General features: G+C 36.9%; 6 protein-coding genes. 1 reads left to right on the top strand and 5 read right to left on the bottom strand.

Annotated elements, in window-relative coordinates:
* Window positions 1-28: 28 nt before the first annotated feature.
* Genes HC965_RS03465 through HC965_RS03485 form a run of 5 tightly spaced genes read right to left on the bottom strand, consistent with a single transcriptional unit; the run spans window position 29 to window position 10,482 of the window.
* Window positions 29-3,031, bottom strand: a complete 3,003-nt coding sequence (locus HC965_RS03465) for a glycoside hydrolase family 2 TIM barrel-domain containing protein (protein ID WP_191030140.1) — start codon at window positions 3,029-3,031, stop codon at window positions 29-31.
* Between the two features lie 12 nt (window positions 3,032-3,043).
* Window positions 3,044-4,492: a hypothetical protein gene (locus HC965_RS03470; protein ID WP_191030141.1), complete on the bottom strand. Its 1,449-nt coding sequence runs from the start codon at window positions 4,490-4,492 to the stop codon at window positions 3,044-3,046.
* Window positions 4,493-4,510: 18 nt separating this feature from the next.
* Window positions 4,511-6,010 carry a RagB/SusD family nutrient uptake outer membrane protein gene (locus HC965_RS03475; protein WP_191030142.1) on the bottom strand — a complete coding sequence of 500 codons (1,500 nt, stop codon included), beginning with the start codon at window positions 6,008-6,010 and terminating at the stop codon, window positions 4,511-4,513.
* Window positions 6,011-6,036: 26 nt separating this feature from the next.
* Window positions 6,037-9,129 carry a TonB-dependent receptor gene (locus HC965_RS03480; protein ID WP_191030143.1) on the bottom strand — a complete coding sequence of 1,031 codons (3,093 nt, stop codon included), beginning with the start codon at window positions 9,127-9,129 and terminating at the stop codon, window positions 6,037-6,039.
* 12 nt (window positions 9,130-9,141) lie between these two features.
* Window positions 9,142-10,482, bottom strand: coding sequence for a hypothetical protein (locus HC965_RS03485; RefSeq protein WP_223854681.1), 1,341 nt, complete (start codon window positions 10,480-10,482; stop codon window positions 9,142-9,144).
* A gap of 230 nt (window positions 10,483-10,712) precedes the next feature.
* Between HC965_RS03485 and HC965_RS03490 the strand changes: the two genes are divergently transcribed.
* Window positions 10,713-14,684, top strand: coding sequence for an ATP-binding protein (locus HC965_RS03490; RefSeq protein ID WP_191030145.1), 3,972 nt, complete (start codon window positions 10,713-10,715; stop codon window positions 14,682-14,684).
* The last annotated feature ends 708 nt before the right edge of the window (window positions 14,685-15,392 follow it).

A 15,392-nucleotide genomic window follows, 5' to 3' on the forward strand; every position in this document is an offset into this window, starting at 1 on the left:
TTGTATAATATTTAAATTGTGTGATTCTTTACTCTTGTTCGTCTGTAAGAAGCATTATTTGATCTATGTAGGGAGCCACTTCTGAAGTACTTTTCAACATGAATTGATTGGCACCTGAATGAATTTTGAGTGGAATTTTTAATACACACCAATGGTTATCCTTATCAGGAGAGTTGACAAATTCGATACTTTGTAGTAGCTGGGAATTATTATAAATTTCCATGATAGGAGTATCCTCTTTCTGCTTTTGCAAATATTGGATAGATAGTATACAATTCATCTCACTGCCATCATTTTCCTGATACCAGTAGATGTTGCCTGTGTCAGATTTTTCAAACTCAATCTGTTCATCGGTAGTTTGCTGGGATAATTCAGTCGGAGTATTCCAATGCAATCCTTCATCGTTCGTAAAGCATTCTTTCATATCCAATATCTTACAGTTGCCGTCATATAAAGCAGCTTTTACTGTTGTTCCTTGAGCAATCGTAAACGGCTGAGTATAAACACGATCTTTTGTTGTCGGTTCTTGTCCATTGGTAGTATAATATACTTTCCAGTTCCTGTTCGCTCTTTTTCCGCGCAATGTTACCTCTTTGATGTCAATACTTATCTTATCAGAAAGAACTAGTTTTTTGTCTCCGCAGATAGCTGCTAATACAATTGATACAGGCTTCGATGCAGATTCATCTGTTGATTGGACAAACGCGCGATTCATCCCAAAGAAACATTTTCTTGAAGTTGCATTGAAATTACATTCTATATCTACAGGATTTCCATTTTCGAATGACAGCATACGTGCCCCTCCATAAATCTGGGTATAAATACGGTTTTCACCATACGGATATAGCACCCCGTTTGCATCTTTCTGTTCGATAGTGATAATGCTGATATTTTCTTTATCTGCTTTTAATATGGGGTTCTCAATTGATATATGTAATTGTGAGGGTACTGAAGCTGAACGTTGTGTTGTTCGTGCAATCTCTTTACCATTACGATAAGCAATAGCCTCTATAGTTCCCGATTGCCAGGGAACTAACCATTCACATTGTATTTCGTTCCATTTTTTACCTTTTGCTTTGCGGCCAAAACTTTCTCCATTAACAATAAGCTCTACTTCGTCACCAGTGGTATAAACCCACACAGGTATTTCAGTTCCTTCTTTCATGACAGGGTGCGTCCAATGTGGCAGAATATGTACCATGTCTTTTGGGGTCCATTCGCTCTGATACAAGTAATACAAATCTTTTTTGAACCCGGCCAGATCGAGGGCGCCACTCTGGAAGGCACGAAACGGCCATCCTCCATGCACATAGGCTGCTTCACCTAAGTAATCGAATCCGGTCCAGCGAAAACTTCCGGAGAACCATTCTTTGTCGCGCATCAGTTCAATGATGTGGCGAGCCGTGACGCGCACAGTGGCATTGTCATACGAAGAATTAAAAATCTGTTTGGTGTTTCTTCTTTTTTGGGGAGAGGTCCAGTCATACATGAATATTTCTTTCTCAGTCAGATTAGGAATCTCCATTGGTTGCTGCTGCGGATTGGGATACTTGTCGCGATACCAGGTTTGTGTGCGATAATACCCTCTTACCTGCCATGTATGAGGATTTTCTGTCGCAATGAAAGCTTTTGCTTTCGGCAAATAGTTTTCTAGAAATTTTTTCTTTTCGCTATGTCCATTTACACCGAAAACATCCATTTCATCAGATACGGAGTGACCGGAAGTCACCAGCCGTGTTGAATCTTCTTTGTGACATATGCTTACTAATTGTCGTGCGATGTCGCCATTCGTCTCATTTCCTACACTATATAGGAAGACAGAAGGATGATTCCGATCACGACGAATGAAAGTGCATAAATCTTTTTCCCACCATTCGTCGAAAGCTTGAAGTCCGTAATCATAATCAGCCTTCTTTTTCCAACCGTCGAATATCTCATTCAAAACGAGAATACCCATTTCGTCACAAAGATCGTAGAATATGGGTAATTGTGGGTTGTGTGCCGTACGAATGGCGTTACAGCCCATATCTTTTAATAACTGTAATTTCCATCGCATTAATTGCTCTGTATAAATAGCACCTGTCGGTCCTCCTTCAAGATGTTCGCAAACACCACGTAGTTTAACTTGTTTGTTATTCAGATAGAAGCCCGAAACGGGCTTCCACTCTATTTTTCTGAATCCAAAACGAATATTCTGCGAATCAATCGTTTGATTTTTCTTGTTTATCAAGGTAGCCTGAAGAGTGTAGAGTGTCGGTGATTCAGGACTCCACAAATTCGGATCCTGAATATTGGAGGTAAAATCATAAATATTCTTTCCTTTTTTCAAATGAAGATTTTTTATAATCTCTTTCCCAACAGATTTTCCGTGTAGATCAAAGAGTTTCAGTCTGATCTGGCAAGTTCTGTCCTGTTTGAATGAGATGATTTCCGTATTAATACTGACTTTTCCATTCGCTTCAGGAGTAATAATGAAAATGCCGTTTTTCTCGAAAGCTGCCTCTTGATGGGTGCGCAGATAAACATTGCCATATATTCCACAGCCATGATACCAACGTGCGCTTGGTTCCAACGAATTATCTACCCGCACAGCCAACACATTTTTACCCGGTTTTAGAAATCGGCTGATATCATATGAGAATGAGATATACCCGTATGGGCGTTTACCAAGATATTTACCGTTGATCCAGACTTCACTATTCATGTATACAGCATCAAAATCAATAAAAGAATATTTGTCCTTCAAATCTTTTTCGGACAGATTGATTGTTTTTCTGTACCATCCTATTCCTCCCGAAGCATAACCTCCTTTTTCTTTTTGTATACCATCCGCTGAATACCCATTTTCGAAGGCCCAGTCATGAGGAAGGTCGAGTGTTCTCCATTCACGGTCATCGTATTCGGGAGACAATGCTTGAGGTACATCCCCCAATACGAATTTCCATGCATAGTTGAACTTCTGCTCTTTTGCTGCACTTGGTAATAAGTAACATAAAAGCCAGCATATAAATATGTATGTCTTTAATTTCATGAATGATTAATCTTAATTGATAGTTATACGTGTAAAACACATTTTAGGTACACTTACAATCAACTCTTTCAACTTGACATTCCCGTAAGGTTTTTCAATAATATTTCCGAGTTGAGAATACGTACTCTGTTTAACATTACCTTGCTCGATATTATAATTACTAATTTGAATAGGGATATTAATATCGTCGCTGTTTTTGTTTAGCAAGTAGATTTCAACCGTTTTCTTTGCAGCATTTATAGTAGCAAACCCATGAATGCCCTGAATGGGATTTTCTAAATTTATTAAAAAGTTTCCTTGTGCCGGTGCTATCAAACTGAATACATTTCCTATTACGGAAATCTCTGTTAGAGATGCATTGGCAGTTCCATAATTCTCTACTTTTAAGATTCTAGAATTGATGTTTCCCATATTCAGATTCCAATAACAAGCCATCACAATCTTATTTCTGAATATTTCAATTAAATAATCAGCAGCCACCAGGCCGTTTTCAAAAGGAGTTGCCTCTTTTATATTTCCTATTCCCCATTCATTCATTGCTAATTTCACCTTTTTCCCAGCTTTATCCATTTCTGCATAAAACTTCTCAGTATACGAACTAAGTAAGCCGTCATATAATGGACTTTCTTTTTGCCAGTCTTCCATATTCTCTCCGGATATCAACCCCCATCCTTCTGCCCATTTTTCATGTACTTCGATGATATCCAGTTGTTCCGATGCTTTGGCTACTTGTATTAATTCGTTGAATCGATTCTTTGCTTGAGGACCAAATTTCCAGTCAGCGATAATCGTAATATTGGGGTTTACGCTTTTTAGAATAGAAGCATATTTATCAATATAGGTGGCATACTCTTTGACTCCAAAACCGGTAGCATATGCTTCATTGCCTATATACCAATATTTTACATTATAATCGCTATCCTTACAATGCAGGATTAGTCTTCTGGCTTCGTCCTCAGCAAGTGCTGGTTTATTGTATTTCTTCCCGGATTTGATGTTTATTCCTACCATAGGTTCTGCTCCTACTTTCCTGCAGAAAGCGATGAACTCATCTAAATCCATGTAGTTTGCAGGATCTTTGTAACCGCTATTATAATCGGGCTCCCATGTATCGCAATCGAAAGCAATTCCGTTTAATTTGTCCCAATGGTAGTTTTGGACAGCAGTTCCTCCCGGCCAACGGATTACTTTCACTTTGCTTCTTTCCATCCAGTCGCTTATTCGGGAATCTTTGTATAAATTGTCTGGTTCATTGGCATATACAAAATGCGACCCTGTCAGATACTCGGATATTTGCCATTTGATGTTGGCTACATCTATCTTAAGAGAATCTTTAGTAACCTCAGGTTTATCGGGAGCATTAAACTCCGATAAACCATTATTCTGATTACACGCAAAGCTTGTGATTGCTGTTATAGAGAGACAAAGTAATTTGACCTTTATCAGTTTGTTTTTAATCATTGTTATTTTTTTTATTTATTATCTTTCATATCCATTTTGCTTAATAGCACCTTTTGACTCATCAATATAGCCCTGAGGAATCCAGAAACGATTGTGAATATCAGTTGCCTTGAAATAGTTTTTTCCACTAGCATTGGCTTTATCGATTCTCTGATTTGCTTTTTCAACATATTTACCAAAACGGATCAGATCTTGTCGGCGGAGTCCTTCTAAATAGAATTCGTGTCCTCTTTCTGATAAGATAGCTTCGTTGAATGCCTCTTTGGATGCCGTTTGTGCAGCAGTTAAGTCTTTTAATCCTGCGCGGGTGCGTACTCTGTTCACTAGACTTATAGCTTCTGTCGTTGGTGCTCCTTCATTTCTGTTGATACATTCCGCCAGAGTGAGAAGAACATCTGAAAAACGGTAAACTATAATATCTATTCCGGCTTGTACACCAGTTTGTTCCGGATCGACTCCGTATTTAAGGGGTAAAGCTCCTTTTAATAGGTTTCCACTTTTACCTCGCTCCATTTTGATACCTTTCTTGTTTGTATATTCTGCGATAATATTAGTGCGTCGAATATCGTCTTTATCAAATGTATCATAGAACTCCCAAGGAATAACGAAAGCTCCCCAAACTGTTGCTTTTTCTGCAGGCCACGGATAGTCTGCAGGAACTACATGGGCCAATAGATAATTGGGGTAATCACTTACGTTACAGGGTATCTGAAGTATTATTTCATTATTCCCCATACCTTCTTTGCTGAATATGTAATTATAGTTTGTCTGCAAATCATAAGTATTTCCTTCCATTGCCAGCAAATCACGCGATAAACTTTCGGCTTTATCGAAATATCCTTTTATGAGATAATACTTCAATAAAATCATCCGGGCAGCTCCTTTGGTCATTCTTCCTTTCGCCGTGGCTTTGTTGGGCAGATTATTGATTGCATCAATTAAGTTACTTTCCATGAATTTGTCATATTCTTCCTCACTCAAACGTGGAAGATATACAAAGGTAGTAGGGTTGTCCAAGACTTCATCGGGAGCTACAGGGACAGGACCGAAGATATCATATAAGAATAATCCCATCCATCCAGTCAGAGCTTTCGCTTCAGCAATGTATTTCTCTTTAACTTCTTCTTTTATGGGTGAACTTTCTATATTTCTTATCATATTTCGAGCTTTTGACAAATAGTTGTAGCGTGTAAAGGCTGTATGGATAATACCTGGTAAATTTGCTCCCATCGTAACGTACCATTGTTGATAGTGTAGTTCGTCCCATTCCCATCCCCAGGTACACCATAGGGCATCGGTTGACATTTCAGTAAAGGTTTGGTATCCTTTATTATTAGGGGAATATACTCCGGAATATTCGGAACTGAAATCCTTATAAAGAGAGTTTACAGCCAATTGCAGGTCATTTTCTGTCTTGAAGAAGTTCTCAGGATAGATTTCTGTGTAATCTTCACGTTCCAATTCACATGAAACGAGAAACAAGAAGCACAATGCAAAGATATATTTTAAGGTATTCATAATATACTATAATAAGTTGTTGATAATCAGAATTTAATATCTAATCCGATAGCAAATGAGGCTTGATTAGGATAAGCTCCAATACCATCACCGGTTTCTGGGTCCATTCCTTCATAAGGAGTGAATACGGCGACATTGCGTGCTGCCGCATAGATTCTCAACGAATTTATTTTGTTTTTGAAACATATGCTGGGGAATGTGTAACCTAAAGAAACGTTATCCAAACGCAAGTACCATGCTTTCTCCAGAAAGAAATCACTATCTGCCGCACCAACGGAGGCATCAGCTTCTGCTACTCCGGGCAAAGTGCCCGACGGATTGCCAGGCGACCAACGGTCTTTGATATCTACCAGAGTATTGGATCCCTTTGTAAGCCCTTGGATTCCATATACCGAATTCAGTTTTAAATTGTTAACCTTCCAACCATTCAACGACCCATATAAATAGATGTTGGCGTCCCATCTTCTCAGACGGAAGGTATTATTAATACTGAATGGTATGGGGGTATTATTGGCAAGAAGCACTTTGTCAGCTGCATCAAGTACATTGTCGGCTTCGTTGGAAGATAGATATCTGCCTTCACTATCTCTCATCTTTTCATTGTTTTCATTCAATACATAACCGTTTATATCTTGGTATACAATTGCACCAGGACCAGATTTGGGTAAATGCTTGTAGCTTTCATCCATTTGTACTAACCCGTTCGTGCGGTATCCATAGATATTATTCCATTTTTCAGTGTAGGCCTGATAGATAGCAGGAATGAAGTCTGGATCACGCTTCGTTGTATAGTTCTGATAGTATGATAGGATTATATCTGTAGTCCAGCCAAACTTCTTCGTGTCGAAATTAATGCTATGGATATTGAAGTCAATACCTCGCGTACGATATACTACGGCTGAGTTGTAGTCAATGGTTTTCACCTCATTGTATGACATCAGGTTTTTTGATAGTATCACGTCTTTGCGTAAGCGCTGATAAAGATCAAGTGTTCCCGATAGGCGATTGCGAAGGAAGCCAAAGTCTAATCCTATATTATAGTCTGTCAGTGTTTCCCATCGCAGATCACTGTTGCCCAATTTTGCCTTATATACACCATTTACTACACTATTGTCCGGAGCAAAGGAATTATTCATTATCTTATAGTATGAGTTGATACCCGTTAATGAGCCTGCGTTGCCTGTTTGCCCGGCACCGAGTCGCAGTTTCAGATTACTGATCCATTCTATCGGTTTCAACCATTCTTCTTCTGTCATGCGCCATGCAACAGAAGCACCGGGAAATGCACCCCATTGGTGTTTTTTAGAGAAGTTTGAAGAACCGTCTACGCGTAAATTGACTGTCAGTACATATTTTGAAGTAAATGCATAATTCAGGCGTGCTATAAATGATGCCATTTCGCTGCTTCCTTTGTAAGACGATATGCCGGGACTTTCCTGTTCACTACTAGACATATTATTAAATGAAGCTCCATCATAAGGGAATTTTGAGGCTATGATTCCCATTCCTTCCCATGAATTCTTTTTATATTCAAATCCCGCCATTAAGTTTACATCATGAACCTCTTTGAATGTTTGAGAATAGTTACCTATAATATTGAATAATCCCATCTGGTTTTTTGTGTTCTTTTTGGATGCTTCTCCCCCTTTGCTATATCCATATAGTGTAGTGGTAGGGATGTACTGATCGGCTTGCGCATCTTTTATGTCAGTACCCAATGTTGCTCTGAAAGACAAACAACTGATCGGCTTGAAATCAATATAACCATTTATAAATAAGTCTCTTTTTACCGTTTGAGACTTAACTTCCAGTAATGAAACAGGATTAGGCATAGTCGGTTTGTCCGGATTTAAAGAGAATATGTCATTCTCATCATAAACAGGTACTGTAGGATTAAATGTCATTGCTGAATAAATGAGTGCTGATTGTTCATTTTTAGCATCTCCTAATGGTACCTCATTGTATTTTATTTGTGAAAAGGTTGCATTAATACCGGCTTTTAGCATCTGATTGAGCTTTTGGTCAACATTCAGTCTTCCTGTGATACGGCTCATACCATCGTTTTTCGCAACACCCTGATGATCAAAATAACTCATAGAGAAAAGATATTGTGAACGGTCGGTGCCTGACGAGACCGACAGGTTATGTTCGTTTACAACCCCTACGCGAGTCACCTCTTTCAACCAATCCGTTCCGTCTCCAACAAAGTTCGCTATTTTTTCAGGTGTGTGTATCTTTTCGTTTCCACGCCCCAGTTCATCAAATACCTTGTTTTGTTCGATCATAAAGTCTTTAGCATTCATGAAATTGGGTTTATCAGATATATATTGCAATGCAACAGACCCTGAATAGGAGATTTGCGGCTTACCTATTTTCCCTTTTTTGGTAGTTATCAGAATAACACCTCCCGAAGCATCCGAACCGTAAATAGCGGCAGCGGATGCATCTTTCAATATATCTATGGATTCAATGTCATTAGGATTCAAATTAATTAACCCCTCGTCTTTGGCTGATCCATTGTAAATGGTACCTGAACTTATATTTGAACTGCCGGCCTGTGGTACTCCATCTACAACAATTAAGGGTTGTCTTCCTGATAGTCCGCCACGAATTTGAATATTAAACGAAGAACCTGGTGCTGCATTGTTTTGTTTGATATTTATTCCCGAAGAGCGTCCCCTTAGCATAGAACCTACGGAAGCGGAAGCGGCAGTAGGCAGTTCATCCGTTTTGATGGACGAAACGGCACCGGATATACTACTTTTCTTGGCAACTCCATATCCTACGACTACAATTTCGTCCAACAATTTAGAATTGTCTTTCAGCGTAAAGTTCAATATACTTTCTCCTTCATACTTCTTGGCTTGGGTGTCATAGCCAATGAAAGTTACTTCTATAATATCTCCTTTTCTGACACCGTCCAATGTGTAATTTCCATCAAAGTTTGTTATTGTACCTGTTTTAGTTCCTTTGATGATAACATTCGCTCCAATTATGTTTTCGCTCTTATTATCTTTAACATTTCCTTTGAGTTTTAATTGAGCGAAAGTCAATGCAGGGGATAGAATGAGTATGAATGCCCAAACTATTCTTTTAAATTTTAAATTAATGTTCTTCATAATGTTTGATTATTATTGTTTTTCTACCGTTACCCAAAGAATTGCAGTGTCAAATGTGATAGTTACATTATTATCGGTTGAGATAAAGCCCGTGTTAGAACCTGAGTTTGCAACAAACCAGCTCGTTCCATTACCTTTCCACATTACATTTGTTGTTTGATCCTTGAACGATAACTTCGCTTCTACTCCTGTCTTTACCCCTACATCCATTGCTAGTCTATATGGGTTGTCGTTTTCTACCTTCGTCATAGGACTGGAAAGAGCCCAGTCTGCAATTGTTGTATAATTGGAACCAGTAATAGAAACAGTTCCGTAAGACGTAATCCCAGCTGTTGAGAAAGGAGTTATTGAATAAGTGTGATTTTCTATATCTATACTTACAGTGTAATAACCTTTTTGGAGTATTTTTACCGGCTTCACAACTCCATTCTTATTCATCAATTTTGTGTCATTGCTTGGGCTTACTCCCCAATAATCTTCGACAATAGTCTGTTTAGCAGTGAAAGCTACGAGAGTATTAGCTTTAGGGGCATAGATATTTGCAGAATACTGAAATGCTCCAGTCCGTTTCATAAATTGGTAATATCCCATGAAATAGTTATTGGGGGATTCTTCTGTTTGGATAATGTACATGTTGGCATAATCAGAGTAAGGGTCTTCTACTTCCGGTTCTGCTACGTTTATAATCGTGTTTATAATTGTATTATTTCCTTCTAAATCAGATATTGTAATAGTTGCAGGATATTTTCCTTTTTCGGTAAATTCTATTCTCTGCTTGAATTCACCAGAGCGTCCGGTTAATTGCTTGATTATGTCTGTAGATGACTTAGGTATTTCAAGATGAATCTCTTTTAATCCTCGGTTATCGGTAACTTTTAAATCTAGTTCCCATATAGCAGAACCGCTCGTGGTGTTAAGGTCTAAATTGACTTGTCCTTGAATACTACCTTTAAGAGTAGGAGCTTCGGTATCTGGAATATATTTTAGCAATATTGTTTTTGTTGTTTCCAGTCCATTCTTATCTATTACACTGACTATGATGTCTTCGTTCCCGAACGATATCTTTTGAGGTATGGCCACCCTATAGTCAAAATTAAAAACGGTTGGTTTATGATTATCTAAGTTGTAGGAACCATTCAGATTGATTTTACCATTACTAAACCTGATTGTAGAGAGACCTACGTAATTAGAAGCGGTTCCTGAGATTACAATGGTATCTCCAGGAAAACTTTCTATCTCTGTCGAACTAATATATAGTCCGGGTAAAACGTCCTCATGTTCTTCTTTGCAAGAAGTAATAAAAAAAAGTAAAAGCCAAAAGGACAGATTAAAATGAAGTTTTTTTGCTTTCATAATAAACACTTTTAAGGTTGTTTTTTTAAGTTTATTGTCTCTATGATATAATTTGGCTGTAAAATTATCAAGTCTTCTTCGTTGGGATAGGTACAAAATCATCATTGTTGTTCACTTTTTCATCAATCTTCATTTTTTTATGTGAAAATAGAGTTTGGAAGGCTCTTTATAATTGATATCTTATAGAATGTGTTATTTTTGCGAAAGATTATTGTTAACCATAGTAGAATATGATTCGATATTTTTTCTTTGTAATTGTTTTATTCCTTGTTTCATATATATCTTCATTTGCAGAAAATTCTTCCATTCTGTGGTATAAGCAAGCAGACTTGAATTTCCATAATATTGTTGATATTGAAACTACTTCTGAGGGATTTGCTTGGATAGCTACCCATATGGGATTATATAAATATGATGGTTGTGAGTTGGAGCGTCAACCGGATATTGAATATGAAATTAACTCGATATGCTTAGAGTCGGGGGGAGACTTGTATTTTTGTTCAGGAAGGGATCTGTATTTATATAATCCTATTCACTGCACTGCCGAGTTATTGAGGCGTTTACCTCTGCCTGCAGGACAAAAGGTGAATGTAATATATGAAGATTCGGATAAAAAATTATGGATTGGGACATCGGATGGATTATTTCTATATTCTCCTTTATCGAAGAAAAAGGAGCTCATGAAGCTGGAACTACCCGGTATGACAAATGACACACCTACTATAATAAGAACGATTTATCAGGATTGTAAGAAAACACTGTGGATAGGAACCTTTGATGGAATTTATTTTATTGATGAAAAGTTGCAGATTTCCAGAATGCTATCTCAGGAATCATCCACATTCGGTCCTAAGAACAATTTGACTCTATCTTTTTGTGAAAGTTTATCTGACAAGAACATAATATGGAGTGGAACCGAAACGGGACTTTTGAGAATAAACATAGATAAAAAGATAGAAGAGCGAAAATATTTTCGTGATAATAGGTTTGGAACGAAAAATGATTGCATAAAGTCTGTAGCCGCCTATGGTAATAAATATCTTTTTTTGGGAACTGACAATGGACTTTATCTTTTCGATACTGAAAGCCAACGTATAGTTCAAGAATGGTTTAAAGATATTGGAAATAAGAATGCTATAGGAGGCAATATTATTAGTCTTGTTAAGGTGGTAAACAATTCGTTATGGGTATGTACAGATAATAAAGTGTCTATATTCTCTCTTGAAAGTTTGGGGGTAAAATGGGTTGACTCATTCCGGTGGGCTGATGGAAATAAAGGTGAATTCTCTTCAACGATAAGAGCTGTAGTGAAGGATAGCCTGGAGAATATCTGGATTGGGACTAACAATGGGCTGTATAAGACTCAGAAAGGAATTCTCACAGGAGAATATAGCAGAAAAAATGCAGGGTTATCGTTTGATCAAGTGTCCTCCTTATTGTTCAAAGAGGATAAGTTATGGATTGGAACTGCACATGGATTGAATTATTATGATTATCATGAGAAAACGATTAAAAGAGTCATTTTCGAGAATTTTCATTCGGATTTTCAGTATATAAACGGGTTAGTATCGGCAGATGGAGAAGACCTTTGGGCGATTGCAATGAATGGTTTATATCGGATATCTGGAACAAAGAATAAAAAAGACATTCATTATAGGATACAGCATTTCTCCAATCCTATACTGAAGAACGTAGTTCCTTCTATTATTTATATAGATCATTTAAATGTGATTTGGGTTGGGACTTATAGTGGAGAATTATTGAAATTAGGAAGTGATCGTAAAGAGTTGATTGCTGTCGACTATCAAGGTGATATCAAAAAAGGGAATAGACCAGTTCGGTCTGTTTGTATCACTGATAGTATCTTATGGGTAGGAAGAGATGATGGATTGTTCTCAGTCAATCTGATAGACAATAAAATGGTTTCTTATCCGGTTCGCGATGATGAATTCTTATTAGGAATGATCGCACCAGATCAAGAAGATAAGGATGTGCTGTGGTTACTTTCTTCAAATGCGGTGATACGTTTCAGCCAACGTAATGGTGAATATAGGAGAATAGCACTATTCGACTATTTCTGCAATATTACCTTATCGGGTATTAATACTGGTTTTGTAGATATGGAAGGTGTTATCTATTATGGAGGTAATAATGGATATATATGTTTTAATCCTGCTCAGGTGAATGTCGAGAATGATAATGTTCATATTGTTTTCTCAAGGCTACACATAAATAATGAGATAATCAGACCCAATCGGGTTTATAATGAACATGTCATTTTAACGCAAAGTATCTCTACCGCAAAAGAGTTTTCGCTAGTGGAAGGATTCAACAATATAAATATAGAGTTTGCTTTGCTGGATTATGCCAATATGGGGCTGCATACATGCAGATATACGCTTGATGGCTATTTCAATACTTGGATAGAATTAAATGATGATAATAGAATTGCACTCAATAATCTTCCGATAGGACAATATACACTAAGAGTACAAGTGTCAACAATATCTGGGAATATACATGAAGCTTCCATAATCATTAATATACTACCTCCTTGGTGGAAGACAACATTGGCAAAGCTAGTATATATACTTATATGTATAGGTGCTGTATATTGGTTTTTGAGATTGCTATGGACCCGGTTGAAATGGAAACAAGAATTTCAACTGGAAAGGTCTACCAGAGAATTGCAGGAACAGACCATACAGATAAGATTAGATTTGCTGACAGATATCTCGCATGAATTTAGAACCCCTTTAACTTTAATAATGAGTCCTGTCAATAGTCTCATAGAAAAGATCAAAGACGAATCGGACAAAGAAGAATTGATGCTTATAAAGAAAAATAGTGAAAGATTGGAGAGAATGGTCACTCAGATTATCGATTTGAAGGATATTGAAATTAATAAAGACAGAATGCAACTGAAAAATGGAGATTTACCTTCGATTATCCGCGAACTGATGAATGGTTTTCAGATAGCTGGGAGAGAAAAAGGAATCCTGGTAGAATACCATTCAGATTGTGACAGTAAGCTTTCTTTGTTCGATAGTGATAAGGTGGAGAAGATTTTCTCAAATTTACTTTATAATGCATTGAAGTTCACGTCTGACGGGGGTACTGTTGAAGTATCGGTTAGTGAAGTCGATAAAAATTATGTCATATCGGTAAAAGATACTGGTATAGGAATCTCAGAGAAAGATTTACCGCATATTTTCAATCGATTTTATCAAGGGGAGAATAATAAGAAAATCTCTTCGAAAGGACGTGGGATTGGATTAATGCTAGTGAAGAAATACGTAGAATTACATGATGGGGAAATCAGCGTTATTAGTAAGATGGGAGCAGGAACGGAGTTTACTGTGACATTACCGATTGTTGTTCTGCCTGAAAAAAAGGCCGAAGATATTAGTAATGAAAATACAATTGATTTAGGGGACGATAAGAAGACATATAAAATTCTGGTAGTGGATGACGAGAAAGATATCAGACAATTCTTGAACCTGCATCTAGGGCCGAATTTTAAAGTCATTCTGGCAGATAATGGGCGTGAAGCTTTGCATAAAATTAAAGAGAAGCTACCGGATTTAATAATTACTGACTGGATGATGCCTGAGATGAATGGTTTGGAATTGTGTAAAACTTTGAAAGGGGATGAACTCACTTCTCATATACCAATTATTATTCTTACTGTGAAGAGCGATGAAGAGAGTTATTATGACTCAGTTTCTGCAGGAGTTGATGATTTCATTAAAAAGCCATTTAGTATCAGAATGCTAAAAGCAAAGGTCAGGAAATTGCTTGAGAAACAGGAACAGCAAAGGAGATATTATACCGAATTAATAAAAACGATGCCTTACGAAGTTGTGCTTGAATCGCATGGAGATAAGTTTATTAGGAATTTGACGGAAATAATACATCAGAATGTTGATAATGAGAATTTGGACACAACGCTACTTTGCCAGAAACTTCAATTGTCCCATCAATGCATATATCGTAAGTTGAAAACATTGACAGGAATGACCATCCCCGAATATATCAGAATGATTCGACTAAAAAAAGCAGAGCAATTATTACTCACAACGGACTACAGTATTACAGAGTTAATGTATCATATAGGATTTTCCAGCCGCTCTCATTTTTTTAAATGCTTTACTAAACAATATGGGGTATCTCCGGATAAATATAGAACACAAAAAGAGTAGTATTGAATGCCTTGCCTTTGTGAATGGGAACGAAAGAAGGAGGAGAACGTAATACACCAAATGCTCGCCCGATTTCCACAAAAAAGCGCATTACAAACCATGTAAAATTAATTTCCATAAGAACCCATTATCCCATCGTATTCATTTATCTAATTTTCTAAAACAATGAATCAAAGTTCAACTACTGATTCGCATAAGTAATAAAGCAAAAGAATAACACCATTTTATTTCTTATACGAAATAAGAAAAGAAAGAATTGTTTAATAACAGCCAACTCTTGACTTTCCCCTTTTTATTTCGTATCTTTGAAGAAATAAAAAAGAAGAAAACTAAGATGAAACATACAAATATCAAGACATAATAGAGCATTATCAACTATATATTTCCATATATAAAGGAATTGGAATGGGAGAAAATCAGCACTGATTTTCTCCCATTTTGTTTATATTATTCACAAACAATTCAGAAATTCATCAAAAATAGTTTTTAATAAACTCTGATACCGTTTTTAATAAACCCCTCAATAGTTTATTAAAAACGATATTCGGGTTTATTAGAAAACTGTCAAGATATTATTGCTAAGAAGAAACAGACTTATTCATATTTGAATAAGTAGAGTTGTGGAATAGTTAATATTATATACAAATAACTTATTGTATTTTCCTTACAATATATTTATTCTCCCGTTTTGTCTCTGAAATCACCATC

It is taken from the genome of Bacteroides sp. GM023 (assembly GCF_014750685.1).
Lineage (GTDB): Bacteria > Bacteroidota > Bacteroidia > Bacteroidales > Bacteroidaceae > Bacteroides.

Excerpts from the sequence above, each read along its gene's own strand:
- HC965_RS03470 (WP_191030141.1), bottom strand. The coding sequence starts at position 4,492 with ATGATTAAAAACAAACTGATAAAGGTCAAATTACTTTGTCTCTCTATA.
- HC965_RS03480 (WP_191030143.1), bottom strand. The coding sequence starts at position 9,129 with ATGAAGAACATTAATTTAAAATTTAAAAGAATAGTTTGGGCATTCATA.
- HC965_RS03485 (WP_223854681.1), bottom strand. The coding sequence starts at position 10,482 with ATGAAAGCAAAAAAACTTCATTTTAATCTGTCCTTTTGGCTTTTACTT.
- HC965_RS03490 (WP_191030145.1), top strand. The coding sequence starts at position 10,713 with ATGATTCGATATTTTTTCTTTGTAATTGTTTTATTCCTTGTTTCATAT.
- HC965_RS03465 (WP_191030140.1), bottom strand. The coding sequence starts at position 3,031 with ATGAAATTAAAGACATACATATTTATATGCTGGCTTTTATGTTACTTA.
- HC965_RS03475 (WP_191030142.1), bottom strand. The coding sequence starts at position 6,010 with ATGAATACCTTAAAATATATCTTTGCATTGTGCTTCTTGTTTCTCGTT.